General features: G+C 66.1%; 22 protein-coding genes. 8 read left to right on the plus strand and 14 right to left on the minus strand.

Annotated elements, in window-relative coordinates; translation table 11 throughout:
• Positions 1 to 20: 20 nt before the first annotated feature.
• The 3 genes from AC1DY7_RS30170 to AC1DY7_RS30180 all read right to left on the minus strand — a co-directional run bounded on the left by AC1DY7_RS30170 (position 21) and on the right by AC1DY7_RS30180 (position 3,092).
• Positions 21 to 773, minus strand: a complete 753-nt coding sequence (locus tag AC1DY7_RS30170; protein ID WP_477497429.1) for an SDR family NAD(P)-dependent oxidoreductase — start codon at positions 771 to 773, stop codon at positions 21 to 23.
• Positions 770 to 1,840, minus strand: coding sequence for an NAD-dependent epimerase/dehydratase family protein (locus tag AC1DY7_RS30175; RefSeq protein ID WP_477497430.1), 1,071 nt, complete (start codon positions 1,838 to 1,840; stop codon positions 770 to 772). The genes AC1DY7_RS30170 and AC1DY7_RS30175 overlap by 4 nt, the downstream gene beginning before the upstream one ends.
• Before the next feature lie 61 nt (positions 1,841 to 1,901).
• Positions 1,902 to 3,092 (minus strand): cytochrome P450, encoded by a 1,191-nt coding sequence (locus AC1DY7_RS30180; RefSeq protein WP_477497431.1) that lies wholly within the window; start codon positions 3,090 to 3,092, stop codon positions 1,902 to 1,904.
• 165 nt (positions 3,093 to 3,257) lie between these two features.
• On the opposite strand from AC1DY7_RS30180, the gene AC1DY7_RS30185 reads away from it, so the two are divergent.
• On the plus strand, positions 3,258 to 3,800 hold the full coding sequence (locus tag AC1DY7_RS30185; RefSeq protein ID WP_477497432.1) for a TetR/AcrR family transcriptional regulator: 543 nt from the start codon (positions 3,258 to 3,260) through the stop codon (positions 3,798 to 3,800).
• On the opposite strand, the gene AC1DY7_RS30190 is transcribed toward AC1DY7_RS30185, so the two are convergent.
• The 5 genes from AC1DY7_RS30190 to AC1DY7_RS30210 are packed head-to-tail and all read right to left on the minus strand — an operon-like array spanning position 3,797 to position 10,337.
• Complete coding sequence (locus AC1DY7_RS30190; RefSeq protein WP_477497433.1) at positions 3,797 to 4,672, minus strand: formylglycine-generating enzyme family protein; 876 nt, start codon at positions 4,670 to 4,672, stop codon at positions 3,797 to 3,799. The genes AC1DY7_RS30185 and AC1DY7_RS30190 overlap by 4 nt on opposite strands.
• The gene (locus tag AC1DY7_RS30195) at positions 4,669 to 6,300 is read right to left on the minus strand and encodes a SulP family inorganic anion transporter (RefSeq protein ID WP_477497434.1); all 1,632 of its coding nucleotides are present in this window, start codon (positions 6,298 to 6,300) and stop codon (positions 4,669 to 4,671) included. The genes AC1DY7_RS30190 and AC1DY7_RS30195 overlap by 4 nt, the downstream gene beginning before the upstream one ends.
• A gap of 4 nt (positions 6,301 to 6,304) precedes the next feature.
• Positions 6,305 to 7,195 (minus strand): HAD family hydrolase, encoded by an 891-nt coding sequence (locus AC1DY7_RS30200; protein WP_477497455.1) that lies wholly within the window; start codon positions 7,193 to 7,195, stop codon positions 6,305 to 6,307.
• Complete coding sequence (locus AC1DY7_RS30205; RefSeq protein WP_477497435.1) at positions 7,192 to 8,736, minus strand: arylsulfatase; 1,545 nt, start codon at positions 8,734 to 8,736, stop codon at positions 7,192 to 7,194. The genes AC1DY7_RS30200 and AC1DY7_RS30205 overlap by 4 nt, the downstream gene beginning before the upstream one ends.
• 50 nt (positions 8,737 to 8,786) lie before the next feature.
• Entirely contained in the window at positions 8,787 to 10,337 is a 1,551-nt protein-coding gene (locus tag AC1DY7_RS30210; RefSeq protein WP_477497436.1) for an arylsulfatase, read from the minus strand.
• Between the two features lie 541 nt (positions 10,338 to 10,878).
• On the opposite strand from AC1DY7_RS30210, the gene AC1DY7_RS30215 reads away from it, so the two are divergent.
• The 3 genes from AC1DY7_RS30215 to AC1DY7_RS30225 all read left to right on the plus strand — a co-directional run bounded on the left by AC1DY7_RS30215 (position 10,879) and on the right by AC1DY7_RS30225 (position 12,972).
• A complete protein-coding gene (locus tag AC1DY7_RS30215) occupies positions 10,879 to 11,202 on the plus strand; it encodes a hypothetical protein (RefSeq protein WP_477497437.1) in 324 nt (107 codons plus the stop codon).
• Positions 11,203 to 11,324: 122 nt separating this feature from the next.
• Positions 11,325 to 12,107: an MBL fold metallo-hydrolase gene (locus tag AC1DY7_RS30220; protein WP_477497438.1), complete on the plus strand. Its 783-nt coding sequence runs from the start codon at positions 11,325 to 11,327 to the stop codon at positions 12,105 to 12,107.
• 1 nt (position 12,108) lies between these two features.
• Positions 12,109 to 12,972, plus strand: coding sequence for an alkyl sulfatase dimerization domain-containing protein (locus AC1DY7_RS30225; protein ID WP_477497439.1), 864 nt, complete (start codon positions 12,109 to 12,111; stop codon positions 12,970 to 12,972).
• A 72-nt stretch (positions 12,973 to 13,044) separates the two neighbouring features.
• On the opposite strand, the gene AC1DY7_RS30230 is transcribed toward AC1DY7_RS30225, so the two are convergent.
• The 4 genes from AC1DY7_RS30230 to AC1DY7_RS30245 form a co-directional block, all read right to left on the minus strand.
• Positions 13,045 to 14,133 carry a 3-beta-hydroxysteroid dehydrogenase gene (locus tag AC1DY7_RS30230; protein ID WP_477497440.1) on the minus strand — a complete coding sequence of 363 codons (1,089 nt, stop codon included), beginning with the start codon at positions 14,131 to 14,133 and terminating at the stop codon, positions 13,045 to 13,047.
• A gap of 72 nt (positions 14,134 to 14,205) precedes the next feature.
• Complete coding sequence (locus tag AC1DY7_RS30235; protein ID WP_477497441.1) at positions 14,206 to 14,418, minus strand: exodeoxyribonuclease VII small subunit; 213 nt, start codon at positions 14,416 to 14,418, stop codon at positions 14,206 to 14,208.
• Positions 14,405 to 15,637: an exodeoxyribonuclease VII large subunit gene (gene xseA, locus AC1DY7_RS30240; protein ID WP_477497442.1), complete on the minus strand. Its 1,233-nt coding sequence runs from the start codon at positions 15,635 to 15,637 to the stop codon at positions 14,405 to 14,407. The genes AC1DY7_RS30235 and xseA overlap by 14 nt, the downstream gene beginning before the upstream one ends.
• Positions 15,634 to 16,188: a lipid droplet-associated protein gene (locus AC1DY7_RS30245; protein ID WP_477497443.1), complete on the minus strand. Its 555-nt coding sequence runs from the start codon at positions 16,186 to 16,188 to the stop codon at positions 15,634 to 15,636. Before AC1DY7_RS30245 ends, xseA begins: the two co-directional genes overlap by 4 nt.
• Before the next feature lie 53 nt (positions 16,189 to 16,241).
• Between AC1DY7_RS30245 and AC1DY7_RS30250 the strand changes: the two genes are divergently transcribed.
• Entirely contained in the window at positions 16,242 to 17,243 is a 1,002-nt protein-coding gene (locus AC1DY7_RS30250; protein WP_477497444.1) for a 4-hydroxy-3-methylbut-2-enyl diphosphate reductase, read from the plus strand.
• Positions 17,244 to 17,250: 7 nt separating this feature from the next.
• Here the strand turns inward: AC1DY7_RS30250 and AC1DY7_RS30255 are convergent, their stop codons facing one another.
• Positions 17,251 to 18,327 carry a DUF6542 domain-containing protein gene (locus AC1DY7_RS30255; protein WP_477497445.1) on the minus strand — a complete coding sequence of 359 codons (1,077 nt, stop codon included), beginning with the start codon at positions 18,325 to 18,327 and terminating at the stop codon, positions 17,251 to 17,253.
• Between the two features lie 88 nt (positions 18,328 to 18,415).
• On the opposite strand from AC1DY7_RS30255, the gene ychF reads away from it, so the two are divergent.
• On the plus strand, positions 18,416 to 19,489 hold the full coding sequence (gene ychF, locus AC1DY7_RS30260) for a redox-regulated ATPase YchF (protein ID WP_477497446.1): 1,074 nt from the start codon (positions 18,416 to 18,418) through the stop codon (positions 19,487 to 19,489).
• 88 nt (positions 19,490 to 19,577) lie between these two features.
• Here ychF and AC1DY7_RS30265 read toward each other — a convergent pair whose 3' ends face one another.
• On the minus strand, positions 19,578 to 20,489 hold the full coding sequence (locus AC1DY7_RS30265) for a redoxin domain-containing protein (RefSeq protein WP_477497447.1): 912 nt from the start codon (positions 20,487 to 20,489) through the stop codon (positions 19,578 to 19,580).
• Between the two features lie 127 nt (positions 20,490 to 20,616).
• On the opposite strand from AC1DY7_RS30265, the gene AC1DY7_RS30270 reads away from it, so the two are divergent.
• Together AC1DY7_RS30270 and AC1DY7_RS30275 are read left to right on the plus strand one after the other, a co-directional pair.
• Positions 20,617 to 21,882, plus strand: a complete 1,266-nt coding sequence (locus tag AC1DY7_RS30270) for a transcriptional regulator (protein ID WP_477497456.1) — start codon at positions 20,617 to 20,619, stop codon at positions 21,880 to 21,882.
• A gap of 101 nt (positions 21,883 to 21,983) precedes the next feature.
• A partial coding sequence (locus AC1DY7_RS30275; RefSeq protein ID WP_477497448.1) for an aldehyde dehydrogenase family protein occupies positions 21,984 to 22,275 on the plus strand: 292 nt, incomplete at its 3' end.

The following is a 22,275-nucleotide window of genomic DNA, read 5'->3' on the forward strand; positions in this document are numbered from 1 at the left end:
GGGCTATCTCACAGGAAACGTCACGGCGCCGCGAGTTTCATGATGTGCCCCAGCAGGTCCGGGTAGCGCTTCATGTGCGATCCGCCGTTGAGGTCGAGCACCTCGCCGGTCAGCCATGACGCCTTGGTGAGGAACACGACGGCCTCGGCGATGTCCTCGGGCGTGCCGGCCCGTCCCAGCGGGGTGTTCTCCACGTACTCCTCGACGACGCCGGGAACCAGGGCCGCGCCCTCGGTCAACGGGGTGTGCACGAACCCCGGCGCGACGGCGTTCACCCGGATTCCGCGCGGTGCCAGTTCCAGCGCGGCGACCTGCGTGAGCATCGAGAGCCCGGCCTTGGCCGAGCAGTAGGCGCTCATCCCGACGGCTGGCTGGCGACCGTTGAGCGAGGAGATGGAGACCAGTGAGCCGCCGTCGTTCAGGTGCTTTCCCGCGTATTTGGCGACGATGAACGCACCGGTGAGGCAGACGTCGATGACCGCGCGGAAGTCCTCCACCGCGAGATCGACGATGAGGCCGATATTGGAGAAGCCGGCGCAGCTCACCACCGCGTCGACCGGGCCAGTCCGTTCGAAAAGTGTTGCCACCGAGGATTCATCGATGACGTCGACGGTCTCGCCGGTGTGCGGTGCCCCGAGTTCGGCGGCGCGGTCCTTGGCGCCCTCGCCATTGCGGTCGGCGATGACGACGCGGTACCCCTCGGCGGCCAGCGCCCGGGCCGACGCCCAGCCGATTCCCGAGGCGCCACCGACGATGATCGCGGTCTTGGTCATGCCTTACTCCCGTCCGGGCGAGGATCGCCCCATTTCGCTTCGATGGCTTTCCACGGGTCGGCGTAGCGCTGGCCGGTGCCGTGATACGCCGTACGGCGTTGCAGGATCTGTTTGGCCAGCGGTGCGATCAACCGCAACAGTGGGCGCTTGATACCGGCGTTCTCGGCAGTTTCGATCAGCATGTTCGACCACGAATTATGTTGGAAGTCAAGCACTTCCTGCGACCGTGTGGTGTCCATCCAGTCGGTGTTGAACCACGCGGCATCATCGCCGGGGTTGCCCTTGAGGCCGGTGGGCAGCCCGCCCACCAAGCCCAGCGCGGCGGCCATGGCCGGCGCCACGTCGCCCTGCAGCAATCGGTGCGTGGCGTCGTCGCCGCCGATCAGGAGCGTCTCGCCGGTCGCATCGGCGGTGGTGGCGGCGGCGAAAGCGCGTGCCACGTCTCGGACATCGACGGTCTGCAGGCGGCCGTCGGTGGGTAGCATGCCTTCGAAGTAGAAGTTGTCGATCTTCATGTACGAGCCAGGGTTGGCGGTCAGCACCCCGCCGAGCCGCAGGATCACCCAGTCCAGTGCGGACGACCGCACCAGCGTCTCGGCTTTGACCTTGTGGTCGCCGTAGATGTCGGCCGGGTTGACCGGGGTGTCCGCGGTGAGCACCCCGTCGACGGTGTGCGGATTGCGCGACCCGTATACGGCGATGCTGGAGGCCAACACGAAACGTGTTGGCGTGGGCAGCTTTTCGGCGGCGGCCAGCAGCGTGCCGGTGGCGCCGACGTTGACCTTCTCCGCCAACCCGCGACGCTGATAGATGAACGGCGGGATCACTGCGGCGAGGTGGATGATCGCCGACGGTGCGACATCGGCGATCAGGGCGCCGACGGCGGACGGATCGGTGAGATCGGCGAAGCGCACGGTGACGCCGACCGGAAGGGTGGCCGCGGCCTTCTGGTTCGCGGGACTGTCGAGGTCGGTGGCCACCACACGGCGGCCGTCGGCTGCGAGGCGGTGCACGGTGGCCGACCCGACGAGCCCGAAGGCGCCGGTTACCAGCACGGTGTCGGTCATGAGGCCCTCCGTCAGGGTTATTAGAACGTGTTCCAACCCTAGCGAATGGGTACCCGCGGGCTCACCGCATCCGGAGATCCAGCCGAGCGGGGCGGCGGACCAGCACGCTGGGCAGCCATTCCGGCTGGGGCGGCGCCTCCAGCCAGGCCGTGCGTTCCAGCAATTGCGTGAGAACGACGCGGGCTTCCAGCCGGGCCAGTGCCGCGCCGACGCAGAAGTGCATGCCTTTCCCGAAGGACAGGTGCGTGCGGGCGCCGGCCCGGTCGAGGCGGAAGTCGCCGGGCTGGTCGAACCGGAGAGGGTCGCGGTTGGCGGCGCCCCACAGCAACAGCAGGCGTGCACCGGCCGGCAGGTCGGTGCCGGCCAGCGTGGTATCGGTGGTGACGTGCCGGTAGTGGCCGCGGAACGGTGACTCGTAGCGCAACACCTCCTCGATGAATGTGCCGAGCAGCGAGGGGTTTTCGCGGATCTGCTGTTGCACCTGCGGGCGTGACCCGAGCAGCCAGGCCGCGCTGCCCAGCAGGGACGCCGTCGACTCGGCGCCGGCGGCGACCAGCTGGATCAGCATCATGCCGGCGGTGGTCGGGTCCAGCTCACCCGCGGCGCAGGCGAGGGCCAGCTGGCCCATCAGGTCGTCTCCGGGCGTCGTTGCCGCGCGGGTGAATCGGTCGATCAGATAGCCGCCGAGTTCCATCGCCGCGACGCCGGACGCGGCCAGCTGGTCGTCTTCGATCAGTCCGTCCAGCAACTGGGTACTGGCGTAGGCGCGCCGCACCAGGTCGTCGACGTCGTCCCCGGGCAACCCCAGCAGTTCGGCCACCACCATCATCGGCAGGCGGTTGGCGACCTGTGCCATCCAGTCGCCGTCGACGCCCGTCCAGAGCTCGTCGAAGATGCCGGTGATCACGGGTTCCAGGGTGAGCAGTCGTTTGGCGGCGAGTTTGAGCAGCACCGGTTTGCGGTGCACCGCATGCGCCGGCTCGTCTGCGGTGGCCAGCACGTGGGTGGGTTCGCCGGGCCCGTCCATGAGGAACGGGGTGACGCTGCCGTCGGGCCGGTACACCATGGTGGCGGTGAGGTTCGACGAGAAATCGGCGGTACGGGTGGTGGCCTCGGCGACCGCGTCCCACGTGGATGCCAGGAAGAAGCCGCTGTCGCCGATCTGCTGGACGGGCTGGGCCCGCAACCGGTCATACAGCGGGTACGGGGTGTCGAGCGCATCCGGTGCGAAGAAGTCTTGAGCCGCAAGCATTTTCCCAGGTTCGGTCGCGGGCGGTCCGGCGTCAATGGGGATCGGCGAAATTGATATGGGGGATACCGGCACTGCCCGTCACGGCGTCTCACCGCAGCCGGCTGACGTGCACCTTGACTGCGAAAAAATTTCCAATCTGTCTCACTATGCGATAAAGATGTACACATGTCGCCAAGGCGTGAGGACTGGTTGGTGGGCGGAGACCGTCGCGTGGCCGCCGCCGAACGGATCTACGCCGCGGCCGCCGACATGATGGGACGCGGCGGCTTCGGTGAAATCGACATCGACGCCCTGGCCGCCGTCGTGCACTGTTCGCGTGCCACCGTGTACCGGCACGCGGGCACCAAGGCGCAGATCCGCGATGCCGTACTGGCCCGGTCGGCAGCCCGCATCGTCGAGACGGTTCGCGCCGCGGTGCTCGACCGGGCCGGTGCGGATCGCGTCGTGACCGCAATCTCGGTGGCGCTGCGCGAGATTCGCGCCGACCCACTGGCCGCTACTGTGGTAGGTGCGCCCGGGGCGCGGTCACTCACCGACTCGGAGGCCGTGATGCGCTTCGCCGCCGAGTTCGCCGGGGTCGCCGACGACGATCCCGAGGCGGCGCAGTGGACTGTGCGGGTGGTGTTGGCGCTGTTGTTCTGGCCCGCTGCCGGTGCCTCGGACGAGCAGCGGTTGCTCGCGCGGTTCGTCGCACCGGGCTTCGACTAGCCCCGTCCGACACAGCGAAAGCCGATGTGGCTCATGCCGGTATCTACCATCTGTGGTCGGCGCGCCGCGGGCCGGTAGCGCATGCAGTAGCTGTCCGCGCACAGGAACGAGCCGCCCTTGATCACCCGGCGTGGTATCTGGAACTGGGGGTCGCGGCTGTCGGACGCGCAACACGGCGTGCTCACCCGGTCCGGGCCGTACCAGTCGGTGGTCCATTCCCAGACGTTGCCCGCCATGTCGAACAGGCCGTAGTCGTTGGGTTCGAAACTGCCCACCGGCTTCGTTGTCCCGTAACCGGTTTCGGGCAGGTGAGGGAACTCGCCGTGCCAATAGTTGGCCAGTCGCCGACCGGCTGGTTCCGGCTCGTCACCCCAGGTGTAGGTGGCGCCTGCCAAGCCACCGCGGGCGGCGGTCTCCCACTCGGCCTCGGTCGGCAGTGCCAAACCGGCCCAGTCCGCGTACGTCTCGGCATCCTCGAACGCGATGTGCACCACCGGATGGTGCTCGCGTCCCTTGAGTGAGGACCGCGGCCCGCGTGGATGATTCCAGCGTGCACCGGGCGTCCACACCCACCACTGACTCAGGTGCTGCAGGTCCACCGGCCCCGCGGTGCGCTGGAACACCATGGATCCCGGCACCAGGTTCTGTGGCGGGGCACCGGGAAAGTCGGCGGGATCGATCGGGCGCTCGGCGACCGTGACGTAGCCGGTCTCCGAGACGAACCGAGCGTAGTCGGCGTTGGTCACCTGATGGGGCTGGATCCAGAAGCCGTCCACGGTGACGTCGCGCGCGGGGGCCTCCTCCGGATAGTGCTCATCCGAACCGAGCCTGGCGGCCTGTCCTGGGATCCAAACCAGTCCGGGGTGGGTCATGCCGACACCGCCGCGCTGACGGTCGGGAAGTACCGGCCTTCGCTCTCCACCTGCTGCCACCACGGCCAGCGCTGGGCGGTTTCATGCAAGGCCTCTTGCAGTGCCGCGTAGATGACGCGTATCCCGGCCAGTTCGGTCTCGGCGTCGCGCAGGCCGTTCAGCATCGTCGACGTGAGCACCGGCTGCGCGGACAGGTCCCACACCAGGACCGCGGGTGCTGGCGAGCATTCACTCACCATGCCGCGGATGCCGTCGACGTTGGGCCGCAGGTTGGCCGTGTACAGGCCCAGCCGAGTCCGGACGACCAACGGGTCGGCCGGCTCGGCCAGGACGTTCTCGGGTCCTTCCACCCACAGCTCGTGCTGACTGACGAGCTGCGCCACATGCGCGCGGTTGAGTTCGCGCAGAACCGAATACAGCGTCAGTACTACGCCCGCCGCCACCGCAGGCAGCAGCCCCACAGTCAGGGCTGTCGCGGCGACGACAGCGGCCAGGGCGAACTCGTGTCGCTCGAAACGGTACAGCTGACTCAGCGCGTCGACGTCGATCAGCCCGAGCACCGCCACGAACACCATGGCACCGAGAATCGCTTGCGGCAGTTCGCTCAAGACCGGTGCCAGTGCGACGGCGACCAGGACGGCCAGCGCCGCGGTCACCAGGCCGGAAACCTGGCTTTTCGCACCGGCTTTCAGATTCACGCCGGTCTGGGAGAACCCACCTGCCGGCGGCAGCGAATGGGTCAACGCCCCCAAGATCGCGGCGAATCCGGTGGCGCTGATCTCGCGGTTGGGATCGACCGCGGGTTCATCGGGCCGCCGGACACTGCTCGCAACGGCAAGTGTCTCCAGGAAGGCCATCAGCGCGATCGCCAGCGCCCCGGGGACCAGGTCGGGGATGTGCTGCAGCGACGGCAAGGTAGGCACTGGAATTCCCTGCGCTACTTGGGGTATCAAGGCGACGCCGTGTTGAGGGAGGCCGGCGTAGGCCGCAAGCAGTATGCCCGCCGCCACCACGATCAGCGGTCCGGGGATTCGCGGCGTCCACCTCGACATTGCCAGCAGCACCGCGATGGCCGCCACCGACAGGCCGATCGTCACCGCGTTCGCGTGACTCAGCTCGGCGAAGGCCGAACGAAGCAGCCCAAAGAACCCGTCCTCCTTGGGGTCGGGCGGTACCCCGAGAAGTTTCGGCAGCTGGCTCGCCGCAACCGTCAGGCCGACTCCGACCTTGATCCCCAGTAGTGTTGCCTGATTGACGTTTTCGATGATCGACCCGAGATGCAGGAACCGCGCGACGAGCAGAAAGATACCCACCAGGAAAGTCAAGGTCACCAGTCGCGCCTCGGCGTCCGGTGAGCCGATGACCGCACCCGCACTCAACAGGGCAGATGCGCTCAGGGTGGCGATGGTCGACGTGGTGGTGACACTGGCCGTCCGCGAGCCGCCGAGGAACGCGTAGACGATGAGCGGCACCATGCAGGTGTACAGGCCGACCTGCACCGGCATTCCCGCGACGGTGGCGTAGGCCATCGCCTGAGGGATGACGACGGCACCGGTCGCCAGACCGGCCAGCACATCAGCGCGGAGCCACGCACGCTGGTACGGGAGGATCGCCGGGATCTGCGTCAACCGGCTAACCACTGAAGACGGTGGCCCAGTCGTTGCGGATGCTGGCCACTGTCCAGCCGTCCTCGGCCGCCAGCGCCAAGGCTTTCTCCGCGCCCGCGGTGTAGTCGAACTCCCGCTCGGCGTCGTCGTGATTGATCAGCAGTCGAAACCCGTTGGTGTACTGCAACATCTCGATGTCGCCGTTGGAGTTGCCCGCCGCGAAGATCGGCCGCCGGCCGATCCTGCCCCAGATCCGCACCGGCTTGACGGGGCCGTCATTGAGGAATTCCGGCTGTGCGGTCGTGACCAGATTGCCGTCTGTGAAGGTGACGCCCACGGAGCTGCCGACGACACGTTCCGGCGGGATCCCGTACAGGGCAGTGGTGACCGGCCGCATGAAGTCGCGCCCGCCGCCCGACACGATGTAGCAGGTGAAGCCGTTGGCTTCCAGGTAACGCAGCAACTCGACCATCGGTGCGTATCCGCACGCGGTGTACGGCCGGCTCAGCGTCGGATGCGTCGCCTCGGCGAAGAATGCCGTCACCCGCGCCGCGTGTTCTTCGACGGTCAATCCCTGGTAGGCCGAAAGAATTCCTCCGGCAAGGATTTTCAGGGCGGAATCATCGCCGTTGTAGTGCTTGGTGACGGCGTCGCCGAACCAAGCCAGGTCACCGGCGGCCGCTGCCGCATAGGGCTGCTTGGCGGCCAGGGCAGGGTCTTCGGCGGCCTGGGCGGCCAGCCGCCGGACCAGGAAGTCCAGCTGGATGTACGCCGGCTTCTCCACCCACAGCGTGCCGTCGTTGTCGAAGACCGCCACCCGCTCCTCGACAGGCAGGTCCGCTGCCCGGTCCACGAAATCGATGATCGCCGATTTCGTGGGGCCGTCCGTCCAACTTGCAAGTTCAGCCACGCTCAGCCCCCACGGGTGGCGAGGAACTTCTCCAGCTCCTCGACCGCGTTGTTGATGGTGAACGAGGCGGGCTCCTGACGCGGCGGGAACTCCTTGAAGGTCTCCAGGAACCGATTGACCAGCGCCGAACCGTAGAACATGAGATACAGGCGGTCGATCACCCAGTCCCAGTAGGTATTCGACGTGACATCGGCCCGCTCGAACGGATCGGTGCGCAGATTGAACAGCTTGGGCGCCCGCAGTTTGGTGAACGGCTCGAACCACAGCTGCAGCGTGCCCTGGCAGCGCTGCTCCATGAACACGATCTTCCAGTTGTCCACCCGAATGCCCAGCACGTCGCAATCGTCGGAGAAATAGATCATCCCGCGCCGGGGGCTCTCTGCTACCTCGCCGGTGAGGAACGGCAGCAGGTTGTAGCCGTCGATGTGCACCTTGTAGGTGGTGTCACCGATCGTGTGGCCGGCCTTGAGTTTGTCGACGATATCCGTGTCTCCCGCCGCGGCAAGGAAGGTGGGCAGCCAGTCATGGTGCTGCACAATGCCATTGGATACCGAACGCGGCTTGATCTTTCCGGTCCAGCGGATCATCTCGGGGATACGGAAGGCGCCCTCCCAGTTGGTCGCCTTCTCGCTACGGAACGGCGTCGTCGCCCCGTCCGGCCAGCTGTTGGCGTGCGGCCCGTTGTCGGTGGAGTAGATGACGATCGTGTCCTCGGCGATGCCGAGTTCGTCGACCAGGTCCAGCAGCGTGCCGACATTGCGGTCGTGGTCGATCATCGTGTCGTGGTACGGCGACTGCCAGCGGCCGGCCTGGCCCTTGCTCTCCGGTTTGGTGTGGGTGCGAAAGTGCATGTGGGTGAAGTTCATCCACACGAAGAACGGAGTTTCGGCTTCGTGCTGCCGCTTGATGAAGTCGACGGCCACCGCGGTCGTCTCGTCGTCGACGGTCTCCATCCGTAGCTTGGTCAGCGGCCCGGTGTCCTCGATGCGTTGTTTGCCCACCGGGCCGTAGCGCTCGTCGACTTCGCTGTTGTCCTCGTCGGTGGCCCAGGAGTGGATCACCCCGCGCGGCAGCAGTGCCTTGCGGAGCAGCGGGGCTTCCTCTTCGGTGGGGTAGTCCTCGTGCTCCGGCTCCTCCTCCGCGTTGAGGTGATAGAGATTGCCGAAGAATTCGTCGAACCCGTGCACGGTCGGCAGGTACTTGTTCAGGTCGCCCAGGTGGTTCTTGCCGAATTGCCCTGTCGCATAACCGAGTGGCTTGAGCAGCTCGGCGATCGTGGGGTCTTCCTTCTGCAGCCCGATATCGACACCGGGCATCCCGACCTTGCTCATCCCGGTGCGGTACACACTCTGGCCGGTGATGAATGATGACCGGCCCGCAGTGCAGCTCTGTTCACCGTAGGAATCGGTGAACAACATGCCCTCGTCGGCGATCCGGTCGATGTTGGGCGTGAAGTAGCCCATCATGCCGCGGCTGTAACAACTCAGGTTCGAGATGCCGATGTCGTCGCCCCAGATGACGAGGATATTCGGCTTGGACTCAGGCATGCGCGGTCCTCATCTTCACTTGTGATTCCGGCGGAAGTCGCGGTCTGACCCTAATCCTTCGCGAGGAACTTGTGCAGCTTCTCGACGGCTTGATCCACGCTGAAACTGGCCGGTGGGTGCCGCGGCGGGAACTCCTTGAAGGTCTCGAGGAACATCGTGGCCATCGCGGTCATATAGAAAATGAAGTAGTCGTGATGCAGCAGCCAGTCATAGTACGTATTCGAGGTGATGGGCGCGTACTCGAACGGATCTGTGCGCAGGTTGAACAGCAGGGGCACCCGCAGTGTGGTGAACGGCTCGGCCCAGATGCGCAGTGTGCCTTGGCAACGCTGTTCCATGAACACCGCCTTCCAGTTCTCGAATCGCATCGCCAGCAGATCGGCGTCGTCGGAGAAATAGAAGAACCCGCGCCGCGGGCTGGTCTCGACCTCGCCGGTCAGGTACGGCAGCAGGTTGAAGCCGTCGATGTGCACCTTGTATTCGGTGTCGCCGTCGGCGCCGGCCTTGTGACCCGTCTTGAGCTTCTCGATGACCTCGGGCTCCCCGGCGGCGGCCAGCAACGTAGGCAACCAGTCGTGGTGCTGGATGATCTCGTTGGATACCGAGCCGGCCTCGATCTTGCCGGGCCAGCGGATCAGCTCCGGTACCCGGAAGGCGCCTTCCCAGTTGGTGTCCTTTTCGCTGCGGAACGGCGTGGTGCCTGCGTCGGGCCAGCTGTTGCGGTGCGGACCGTTGTCGGTGGAGTAGATGACGATGGTGTCCTCGGTGATGCCGAGTTCGTCCAGGCAGTCCAGCAGCTGGCCGACGTTGCGGTCGTGGTCGATCATCGAGTCGTGGTAGGCCGACTGCCACAGCCCGGCCTGTCCGCGGCTCTCGGGTTTGGTGTGGGTGTACAGGTGCATGTGGGTGGTGTTCATCCACACGAAGAACGGGGTGTCCGCCGCGGCCTGGCGCTTGATGTAGTCGATGCATGCACCGGTGGTGTCGTCGTCGATCGTTTCCATCCGCTTGGTGTCCAGCGGGCCGGTGTCCTCGATGGTCTGCTTGCCGACCGGACCGAACTTCGGATCGTCGGGTTCGGTGGACACATCCGTGGTCGCCTTGCACCTGAGCACACCGCGGGGCAGCGCGAAGTCGTGCAGCTTGGGGAACTGGTCGGCGTGCGGATAGTCGAACTGCTCGGGTTCTTCTTCGGCGTTCAGGTGGTACAGGTTGCCGTAGAACTCGTCGAAGCCGTGCACCGTCGGCAGATGTTTGTTCTTGTCGCCGAAGTGGTTCTTACCGAACTGCCCGGTGGCGTAGCCGAGCGGTTTGAGCAGTTCGGCGATGGTGGGATCTTCAGCGGCCCAACCGATATCGGCGCCAGGCACGCCGACTTTGCTCATCCCGGTGCGGTACACACTTTGTCCGCTGATGAAGGCGGCGCGGCCGGCGGTGCAGCTTTGCTCACCGTAGGAGTCGGTGAACCGCATGCCCTCTTTGGCGATGCGGTCGATGTTCGGCGTGCGGTAGCCCATCAGACCGTCGCTATAGCAACTGAGGTTGCTGATCCCGATGTCGTCGCCCCAGATCACCAGGATGTTGGGCTTGCCGTTGGGCATTTCGTACTCCTTCGTCGCAGAAGAGCGGTACTGAGTTCACCGTAGTTGGCCGTGGGCGGGTACGTCACGGGTCCGCGAGATGGTTGATTCCATTTTGGTCGCGCACGCTCATTGGCGGTGCCACCGAATCGACGCGCGCCGGGTACTCGCGGCCGCCGTCGGTCAGTGCAGCGTGCCCACGCTGCGCTGGATCCTGGGCGCTGGTAAACCGGCGGTGGTAGGTGCGGTTTGTCCGACCGCGGCGCGGTGCCGTACCCTGGAGTCCAAGTTTCCCCGGCACTGTAGACGCTGAGCGGGAAACCAGAGGCCGGGACGCTACAGCGTCGCCGGCCTCGTCCAGTTTTTGGGCCTGGCACCAAGAGGACTTCGCCGCGACGGGGTGGCTCGCCGCAAGCAGGAGAACAGCGGCCTGACACTCATCCCCGGAGAGATTGCTGCTGGTCCTGCCTGGTTGCGCCCGGCACACCGCTCCGCCGGGAGTTGGGCACTGAATCTGTGATGTCGCCGTGAAAGTGGTTCGCCCGGGGCATAATTCGCCCGCATGGAATCACACGCCGATCGAGATGTCGCGCCCGTTGATACCGATGACCGGGGGACGTTGTCCCGCCGGCGTGCGCTGGGTGGCTTGGCAGCCCTCGGTTTTGGTGCCGTCGCGACGACAGCGTTGGTGTCGGGCTGCGATGACAAGGGAGCGCAGTCCACGTCATCGGGTGGGGGAGGTGCACTCACCACCGATGCGAATCCGAAGTCGGCAAGTGATGCGACCAAAGCCGCGAACAAGACGTTGCTCGACACGCTGCCGTTCAATGACAAGGCCGACTTCGAGGATGCCAAGCGCGGACTGATCGCGCGGCCGGAGACCTGACCATCAAGAACGCCAACGGCGATGTCATCTGGGACCTGGAGCAGTACAAGACCTACATCAGCGATGGCAAGGCTGCACCCGACACGGTCAACCCGAGCCTGTGGCGCAATGCCCAGTTGTGCATGGAGTACGGCCTGTTCGAGGTGTTGGCGGACAAGATCTATCAGGTCCGTGGATTTGATCTCTCCAACGTGACCTTCATCAAGGGCAACACCGGCTGGATCGTGATGGACACGGCCATCTCGCCCGAGTGCGCGAAAGCGGCGCTGGATCTCGCCAACCAGAAGCTCGGAGCGCGACCCGTGGTCGCCGTCATCCACAGTCACTCGCACGTGGACCACTACGGCGGCGTACGCGGCATTGTGAACCAGGCCGACGTCGATTCGGGCAAGGTGAAAGTCATTGCCCCGCAAGCCTTCGTCGAAGATGCGGTAAGTGAGAACGTCATTGCCGGCAATGCGATGGGCCGACGTGCCGTGTTCATGTACGGCGCGCTCCTGCCGCGAAATCCGCAGGGCGGCGTCAACGGAGGCCTCGGCATGACGGTGTCGACCGGACTTCCCACCTTGGTGATCCCCACCGATATCGTCAGCACCACGGGCACGAAGATGACCATCGACGGTGTCGACCTGGAGTTCCAGATGACACCGGGCACCGAGGCGCCCACCGAGATGAACACCTTCTTCCCGCAGCTCAAAGCCATGTGGATGGCAGAGAACACGACCAACACCATGCACAACCTGCTCACGTTGCGTGGTGCGCAGGTGCGCGACGCCCGCATCTGGGCGAAGTTCCTCAACGACACCATCAACACCTACGGCCCGAACACCGAGGTGAAGTTCCAGAGTCACCACTGGCCGATGTGGGGCAACCAAGATCATCGACTACTGGAAGAAGCAGCGTGACATGTACAAGTACATTCACGACCAGTCGGTGCGGTTGATGAATGAGGGTCTTGTCGGGTCTGAGATCGCAGAAGAAATCCGGATGCCGCCCGAACTGAACAACTTCTGGCCGGATCGCGGCTACTACGGCACCCTCAAACACAATTCACGCGCGGTCTATCAGCGCTACATGGGCTGGTATGACGGCAACCCGTCCGATCTGGACGACCTGCCGCCGGTCGAATCGGCCAAGAAGTACGTCGAGTACATGGGCGGTGAGGGCGCGATCCTGGACAAGGCCAAGAAGGACATCGACGCGGGGAACTACCGCTGGGCGGCCATGGTGCTCAAACACGTGGTGTTCGCCAACCCGCAGAGCGTCAACGGAAAGAACCTGCTGGCCGACGCCTACGAGCAGATGGGTTATCAGGCCGAGTCCGGTCCGTGGCGCTCGGTGTACCTGCAGGGCGCGTACGAGCTGCGCAACGGCGTGCCGTCCGCCGGTGGCACCGATGTGGCCAGCCCCGACACTATCAACGCGATGCCGCCGGAGATGATGTTCGACTACCTCGGTGTCCGACTCAACGGCCCCAAGGCCGGCGGTAAGAACCTCAAGCTGAACGTGACGTTCGATGACCTGAACAAGGACTACACGTTGGTCGTGGAAAACGGCGTGCTGAACTACGAGCCGGGCAAGGTCCCCGATGCCAACGCGAGTCTGAAGCTCAGCAAGGCCACCATGAACGAGATTCAGCTGGGTAAGCTGAAACTGAACGACGGCATCGACCAGAAAAAGGTTGCCCTCGAAGGTGATCGGCAGTCTGTCGACGAATTCGTCGGGCTGCTGGACACTTTCCCGTTCTGGTTTAACATCGTCACGCCGTAGGCGGGCGCAACAGCCGGGGTCACGCCGTAGGCGGGCGCAACAGCCGGGGTCACGCCGTAGGCGGGCGCCGAATCAGGCGATCGCCGGCTGCCTGGCGGCTTGGCTCTCCATCTGCTTGAACAGATCGGTGTAGTACGACAGGCATTCGTCGGTGGCCTGCTCGGTGGTGAACAGCGGCTGGTAGCCGAGGTCGCGCTGAGCCTTGGCCACGGAGAAGTAGTTGTTCAGGTAAAGCCGTTCCACCGCAAGGGGTTCGATCAGCGGCTCGGGCAGCGCAAACTTGAAGTGCAGCCACTGCCACGCCATCATCGCCTTGTGCACCAGCCGGCCGGACACCCGGAAGGTGGGCAGCGGGCGGCCACACGCGGCGAGCACCGGGCGGGCGAACTCGAACATGTTGAGCGGTTCGGCGTCGTTGATGAAGTAGGCCTGCCCGGGCGCGGTGCCGCCGGGCACCAGGTGCTGTCCGGCCAGGATGAAACCGTGAATCAGGTTGTGCACGTAGGAGTTGTCGAGCTTGATGTCCTTATTGCCGACGAGCACCTTGACGTGTCCGGCGAGCACGTTCTCGAAAACCTTGCGGAACATCGTCTGATCACCGCGGCCCCAGATGCCGCTGGGCCGGATGGAACAGGTGAGCATGCCCTGCTTACCGTTCTCGGAGAGCACGAACTTCTCGGCCACCACCTTGGTCTCGGTGTACAGGTCGTTGAACCGCTTCGTGTAGGGCATGGTCTCGTCACCGTTGACGATGTCCTGGCCGCCCATCACCACACTGTTGGACGCCGTGTAGACGAACCGCTGCACGCCGGCGGCCTGCCCGGCGTGCACCAGGTTCTTGGTGCCCTCCACGTTCACCGAGAAGCTGCGTTGCCGGTATTCCTCGGTGACCGAGGCGCCGCCCATCAGGTCGATGATGGCCGCGGTGTGGATGACGGTGTCGATGCCGTCCACGGCCTTCGTGACGTCGTCGGTGTTGGTGATGTCACCGACGAGGGTCCGCAGCTTCGGATGCTCTGGCAGCGGAGAGGGCACGCGGTCGAAGGAGCGCACCTCGTGGCCGCGCTCAAGCAGTGTGGTCACCAGGTTGGCGCCGACGAAGCCGGAGCCCCCGGTCACCAGAACGCGGCCCAGTTCGGTCGTCAGTGATGCGTCACCCATGTCGAGAGCATAAATGAAACGTGTTCCAGTTTTAAAGTCCGCCATGAAGGTCGGACCCGACTGGTTGCGCAATCAATCTTCGTCGGCGGCGCTTGAGTCCAGTGCGTCCTCGACCCGTTTGCGCGCGCCGGCCAGGTGCTCTTCGCACCGTTTGGCCAGCTCCTCGCCTCTTTCCCAGAGCTTGAGCGAGGCATCCAGGTCGAGCCCGCCCTGTTCCAGCGTGCGCACCACCTCGACCAGTTCGTCGCGTGCCTCTTCGTACCCCAATTGACTAATGGGCTTCATCTGATCCCTCGCTGATGGTGATGACGGCGCCGTCGGCGACGCGTACCCGCAGCCGGGTGCCCGCCGGGGCGTCGGTGATGGACCGCAGGACAGGCGTCTGCTCGGTCAGTAGCTGCACCACGGCGTACCCGCGGGCCAGCGTGGCGGCCGGTCCGAGCGTCCACAATCGCGCCGTCAGGTGCTCGAGGCGGTCGCTCTCGCCCGCGAGCAGTCGGTTGACGTCGCGGCGCGCGGTGCCGCGCGCCCGTGCCACCTCGTCGGCGCGGGCATCCAACGCCAGCAAGGGCTGCGCCAGCACCGGCCGGCTGCGCAACTGCTCGATGAGGCGCTGCTCGCGGTGCACCCAGTGCCGCAGTGAGTGCGCACCGCGACGGCGCAGATCGCTCACCAAGGCCTGTTCGGCGGCCGCGTCGGGCACCACCCGCTTGGCAGCGTCGGTCGGGGTGGCGGCGCGCACATCGGCGACGAGGTCGCACAGCGGGTTGTCCGGTTCGTGTCCGACCGCGCTGATCACCGGGGTGGTGCATGCCGCGATGGCCCTGCATAGGGTCTCGTCGGAGAACGGCAGAAGGTCTTCCACGCTGCCGCCGCCGCGGGCCAGCACGATGACGTCGACGTCCGGGTCGCCGTCCAGTGCCTTGAGCTCCTCGACGATCTGGGCGACGGCGTTGGGGCCTTGCACTGCGGTGTTGCGCACCGCGAACCGCACCGCGGGCCAGCGCGCGGCCGCGACCGCGACCACGTCGTGCTCGGCTGCTGAGGCGCGCCCGGTGATGAGCCCAATGGTGCTGGGCAGGAAAGGAATCGGACGTTTGAGGCGTGGATCGAACAGCCCTTCGGCCTCGAGCAGCCGGCGCAGCCGATCGATGCGCGCCAGCAGCTCGCCGATGCCGACGGCGCGAATGTCGGTGACCCGCAGCGAGAAGGTGCCGCGGCCGGTGTAGAACGCCGGCTTGCCGTAGACGATGACCTGGGTGCCCTCGGCAAGTTTCACCGGTGCATTCACCACCAGCTCCCGCGAACAGGTGATGCTCAGCGACATGTCGGCGGCGGGATCGCGCAACACGATGAAGACGGTGCCCGAACCCGGGCGCATGGTCAGCTGGGCAATCTGACCCTCGACCCACACCGTGCCGAGCCGGTCGATCCATTTGGCCACCCGGGTGGCCACCGCGCGGACCGGCCAGGGGTTCTCCGGTGACTGGCCGGGATCGCTCACTTGGCCGTCGCGCGGGTGATCCTGTTGGCGAGCAGCGTCTGGAACGGGGCCCGGGCCTTGGTGGTCTCCTCGTAGGCGAGCAGGGACTCCAGGTCGTCGACCTTCAGGGAGGTCAGCCGCGCCCGCAGCTGCGCCAGCGTCAGCGCGTCGTACCCGAGGTCGGCGACGACGGACGGGCCCGAACCGTTGCTGCTCGGTGCGGTCTTCTCGGCGGCACGTTCGGGCTCGCCTTCGCTGTAGAGGGCGAAGCGGCCTTCGGTGTTTCGGCTGACCGGGATGTCGATGGGCTCGTCACCGGTATCGGGCAGGTCCTCGTCGAAGGTCGCCCATTCGGGCTGCTCATCCTTCGGCGGGAACAGCTCCCCCAACGTCTCGTCGCCGCGGATCACCAGATCGGCCACGTCCTGCTGCATTTTCATGACCAGATGTGCGACCTGACTGGCCACCGTCATCGGATACGCGAGGATCGTCTGCGGGAGCTTGCGGGTCTCATCCAGGGCGGTCACCGCTACACCCACCAGCAGTCGGACCCCGTACGGTGCTGTCGACATGGGTGTCAGCCTACGGCTGGCCCGGTACGGGGGCGGGTCAGTACCCTGAAGGAATGCCGCCAACAGTCAATATGGGTATTCCGGGCGCCACGAGTTCGGTGACCTCGGGCGTGGCCGGCAAACGTGTGCTCCTGGCTGAACCGCGCGGTTACTGCGCAGGCGTGGACCGTGCCGTCGAAACCGTCGAACGGGCGCTGGAAAAGCACGGCGCGCCGATCTACGTGCGCCACGAGATCGTGCACAACCGCTACGTCGTCGACACGCTGGCCAAGGCGGGTGCCATTTTCGTCGAGCAGACCGACGAGGTGCCCGAAGGCGCCATCGTGGTGTTCTCCGCGCACGGTGTCGCGCCGACCGTCCACGTCGAGGCCGCCGCCCGCAATCTGAAGACCATCGACGCCACCTGCCCGCTGGTGACCAAGGTGCACAACGAGGCCAAACGGTTCGCCCGCGACGACTACGACATCCTGCTGGTCGGCCACGAGGGCCACGAAGAGGTCGTCGGCACCGCCGGTGAGGCCCCCGACCACGTGCAGGTGGTCGACAATCCCGACGCGGTCGACAAAGTCACCGTGCGCGACCCCAACAAGGTCATCTGGCTGTCCCAGACCACACTGAGCGTCGACGAGACCATGGAGACGGTGCGCCGCCTGCGGGAGAAGTTCCCGACGCTGCAGGATCCGCCCAGCGACGACATCTGCTACGCCACCCAGAACCGCCAGGTCGCGGTCAAGGCGATGGCCCCCGAATGTGAGCTCGTGATCGTCGTCGGGTCGAAGAACTCGTCGAACTCGGTGCGCCTGGTCGAGGTGGCACTGAACGCCGGGTCGCAGAACGCTTACCTGGTGGACTACGCCGACGACATCGACCCGGCGTGGTTCTCCGGTGTGACGACCATCGGTGTGACGTCCGGCGCGTCGGTACCCGAGATCCTGGTTCGTGGCGTGCTGGACCGGTTGGCCGAATACGGCTACGGCACCGTCCAGCCGGTCACCACCGCGAACGAGACGCTGGTGTTCACGCTGCCGCGCGAGATCCGTCCGCCGCGTTCGTAGCGGTCTTCTAGCGGTCGCCGTCCCAGCCGTCGTCATCGCGACTGTGTGAGGTGCGCGGTCGCGGATCTTCGTCGCTGCTGCGATAACGCACCCGCGACACCGGATGGTGGTTGGAGGCGGCCGGCGGGCGCTGCCGCTCTTCATACCGCGCATCCCGCGGGTCGCGGCCGTAACGCTCGTAAGCGTCCTGACCCTCGGGGCGGCGTGGCCGCTCGTAATAGTCGGTCGGCTCATAGGGGTTCGGCGCGCTGCGGCGCGCCTCCCGGCTCGGCGGACGGGGACGACGCGGCTGGCGGGCCGGATCGACCGGCGGCTCACCTTCACGGCGGCTGCGGGCCGGACGCTCGCGCGCGGCCATCCGTTCGCGGCGGTCCGCGGCGGCCGCCGAGGCGGCGATGTCGTTCTCCGGCGGCCGGGTGTGCCGCGACCGCGACGGTTCAGCCGGGCGTCCACTGCGCCGGGGCGACGACGCCGTGGCGTCCCGGGCGGGCCTGCGGGCGGAACTGCGACGCGGCGGGGCCTCGTCGGCCTGTTCCGCGTCATCGGCGACCGAGGTCTGCGCGAAGCGCCGGGCCACCCGACGTGCGGGAGCGTCCGACGCCGCAGCGGCGGCAACATGCGTGGCCGGCTTGTCCGGCCACAGGCTCTTGTTCGATGCGTGCAGGTACCAGCGCATCATCCCGACAATAAGTACGGCCGCCGAGGTGAAGAACATCAGCGGGAACCGCTCGATCAGCGGATAGCCGCAGTTGATCAAGATGTCCTTGATGCCGCCGATCTCCGCGCTGTGGAACAGGAAGTAGGCACTCGGCACGGCGACGAACAGGATGAGCGGCGGTTGGATGACGGCGGTGAACACCGAGGACTGTCGCACTGCCAGCACGGCCAGCAGGCAACCCAACACGTAGCACGTCGCGAACACCGCGCCGAGCTCCTTGTTGCCGGTACCGGCGTCGAAGGCGATACCGATGGCGGTGAAGATCACCGCAATCACCACGGCGCTCCACCACGGTAACCCCGGAACGCGGGGGAGCGCGGAGCGGTCAACCACCGCATCCGTCTGCTCTGCGGGCTGACCTGACACATGTTGACCGTACCGGCTCAGGCTGGCGGCGTGCGGCCAGCACGCTGTGGCGAGCCGCATACCGTTCATCTCCTAGACTCTGGAGTCCGTGAGCTTGAACCTGGGAATCGTCGGTCTACCGAACGTGGGAAAGTCGACGCTGTTCAATGCGTTGACCCGCAATGACGTGCTGGCCGCCAACTACCCGTTCGCGACAATCGAACCGAACGAAGGCGTCGTCGCGCTGCCCGACCCGCGGTTGGACGCGCTGGCCAAGGTGTTCGGCTCCGAGAAGATCGTGCCGGCGCCGGTGACCTTCGTCGATATCGCCGGCATCGTCAAAGGCGCGTCTGAGGGCGCCGGGCTGGGCAACAAGTTCCTGGCCAACATCCGCGAGTGCGACGCCATCTGCCAGGTGGTCCGGGCGTTCGCCGACGACGATGTGATCCATGTCGACGGCCGGGTGGATCCGCGCTCGGACATCGAGGTCATCGAGACGGAGCTGATCCTGGCCGATATGCAGACGCTGGAGAAGGCGCTGCCGCGGCTGGAGAAGGAAGCGCGCACCAACAAGGACCGTAAAGCGGTGCTGGACGCGGCGGTGGCGGCGCAGGCGGTGTTGGACTCGGGCAAGACGCTCTTTTCGGCCGGGGTGGATGTGTCGCTGCTGCGCGAGCTGAATCTGATGACGACGAAGCCGTTCCTGTACGTGTTCAACGCCGACGAGGCGGTGCTGACCGATGCGGCCAAGCAGGCCGAGTTGCGCGAGTTGGTCGCCCCGGCCGACGCGGTGTTCCTGGACGCCAAGATCGAGTCGGAACTGATCGAGCTCGACGAGGAGTCGGCCGCTGAGCTGCTGGAGTCGATCGGTCAGACCGAGCGCGGCCTGGATGCGTTGGCGCGGGCCGGTTTTCACACCCTGAACCTGCAGACCTACCTGACCGCCGGGCCGAAAGAGGCCCGCGCGTGGACGATTCACCGCGGGGACACCGCGCCCAAGGCGGCCGGGGTGATCCACACCGACTTCGAGAAGGGCTTCATCAAGGCCGAGATCGTGTCCTTCGACGACCTTGTCGAGGCGGGCTCGATGGCCGCGGCGAAATCTGCCGGCAAGGTCCGGATCGAGGGCAAGGATTACGTCATGGCCGACGGGGATGTCGTGGAGTTCCGCTTCAACGTTTAGTTCGATGTCGATCGCAATGTCGGGCTGACAGCCTTCACACCGGATATATATCGATGACGAAGCTGTCAGGCCGACATTGCGGACGGTCTCAGATTTCTCGCAGACCGCGCAGTGTCCGCGTCAGCAGTTCACGCCGGTCATGGATCGTCATCGAATCGTCTGGTGCGTGCACTCGTACATGCCCCTTGGTCACCAGATCGCCCACCAGAAATCGTGTCGCACCGAGCGGCAGGGACACCGCGGCGGCGACCTCCGCGACCGACGGGCCGGTCCCGCACAACGTCAGGATCTGGCCCCGCACATCATGTTTGGGCCAGCGCGGCGCCATCTCTGCACTGTCGATGACGTCGACGCGTGCGTCCAGTGGCAGTTCGACGACAGAGTCGGTGCGGCCTGCCGTCAACGCGTACGGCCGCACCATGCTCGCCGTGGCGACGGCTTGCGATTCTGTGCCGATGTCCTCCGGCACGATGTGTGGCGCCGGGAGACTCTGCAGGAACGTCAAGGCAGCGTCCGCGTGCATCGATGCGCGCAACTCGCTGGAGACGACCTTCAATACGGTGCGGTCGGTGTCGATGACGAAGGTGGTGCGCCGGACCGGCATCAGCCGGGCGAGCAGGCCGCGACGACGGCTGTGCTGACGGTTCTTGGGCGGCATGGACCTGCGCAACTTCGTCAGCCGGCCGCGGCGCACTCCGAACAGCTCCGACACCACGCCGTCCGGGTCGGACAGCAGCGGATAGTCGAACGATCGCTGCTGGGCGAAGTGGGCCTGCCTGTCGACGGCGTCGGTACTGATGCCCACTCGCTGGGTGCGGATTTTGGCGAATTCGTCGCCCAGGTCCCGAAAATGACACGCCTGGGCGGTGCATATCGGTGAGGATGCCAACGGGAAGAAGAACAGGACGACCGGGCCCCGGGTGAGCAGCGTCGACAGTGTTCGAGGGCGACCTGTGTGATCGAGCAGCGTGAAGTCAGGCGCCGTGTCGCCCTCGATCATGGGCAAAGGGTAACGGAGGGCCGCCGACTGCACCCATGAATCGCCGCGGGGGTCCTGACGTGCAGGTATTGTGGCCGGAAGGCCCGATGGTCAGCGAGTAGTTGGCACTGGCGTCAGGAGCGTGTGGATCGTGGCAGACAAGACGAGGTCGGTGAAGCCGTCGCCCGGTGCGACGGCCGCGTCCGCGCGTCCCGCCCACGATCTGATCGTCGCTGGTCAGACACCACTCCGACGGTTCGTCGCGGAGAGTTGGCAGCGCAGCCTGGCGACCGGTGTCGACCCCGACAGCGGCGCCCGGGAGGCAGCCGCGGCCGCGCGGCTTTCCGAACTGCGGAAAGGTCACCCGCTGGCGGCGGCGCTCCCGGTGATCCGCAAGCTGCTGGTGGAATACGCCGTCGACTCCGGCGTCGTGGTGGCCGTCACGGCGGCCGACGGCACCATGCTGTGGGTCGAGGGCGACACCGAAGCGTGCCGCAAGGTGGCCGCGATGAACTTCGTGCCGGGCGCCGACTGGAGTGAACAGGGGGCGGGCACCAACGCCCCCGGCACCGCGCTGGCCCTGGACCGCGAAGTACAGATCGACGGGCATGAACACTTCTCCCGGCTGGTTCGGCCATGGACCTGCACGGCGGTGCCGGTGCACGATCCGGTGACCGGCCTGCCGATCGGCAGCATCGACCTCACCGGCGGTTCCTCGATCGGTTCGGCGCAGACGTTGGCTTTGGTGCGCGCCACCGCTGTCGCCGTCGAACATCGACTTGCCTTGGCCTACACGCAGATTCCCGCTGCGCCGGCCGGATCCGCGGGCCACCTCACGGTCCTGGGTTCGGACCGGCCGTGCTGGCACACCGTCGACGAACGCGGCCGGACCCGCGCCCAGCAGTTGTCCGGCAGGCACGCCGAGATCCTGGTGCTGTTGCTCCAACACTCCGAAGGTCTCAGCAGCGACCACCTCGCGCTGCTGCTCGACGAACGGGAACTCGACGCCGTCACCATCCGCGCCGAACTGTCGCGGCTGCGCCGCATCGTCGGAACCGACATGATCGGCTCTCGCCCATACCGACTGCTCGGCACCATGGACAGCGACATGGCCGACGTGTTCGCGGCCCTGCGCCGCGGCGACGTCGCCGCCGCCCTGGACAACTACAGCGGCCMGCTGCTGCCGCGGTCCGGTTCGCCGGCCGTGGCACGCCTGCGCACCGAACTCAGCGCGAGCCTGCGGGGTGCCGTGCTGGCCGGTGACTCGCATGTCCTGCGCCGGTGGCTGGACCTTCCCGAGGCGCGCGACGACCGCGATGGCTGGCAGACGCTGCATGATCACCAGGGCTCCGACGAGCTGACCCGGGCTCAGACCCGAGGGCACCTGACGGCATTGGACAGAGCCCTGTCCTGACGTTGGACCAACGTTGCGGAAAACCCCAACGGTGCTGCAACGGGTTGCAAACTACGTTGAGTGACGACCGACACAGTCATCCACACCGTAGGAGATCAATCGTGACTGTTTATGCACGCCCGGGCGCTGAGGGTTCTTTGATGTCGTTTAAGGCGCGTTATGCGAATTTCATCGGGGGGCAGTGGGTGGCCCCGGTTGCGGGCCGGTATTTCGAGAATCCGTCGCCGGTGACGGGGGCGGTGTTTTGTGAGATTCCGCGTTCGGATGAGGTGGATGTGGAGGCGGCGTTGGATGCCGCGCATGCTGCGGCGCCGGGGTGGGGGAAGACTTCGCCGGCGGAGCGGGCGGTGATCTTGAATCGGATTGCGGATCGGATTGAGGAGAATCTGGAGT

The sequence above is a fragment of the Mycobacterium sp. P2_H7 genome, from assembly GCF_056403275.1.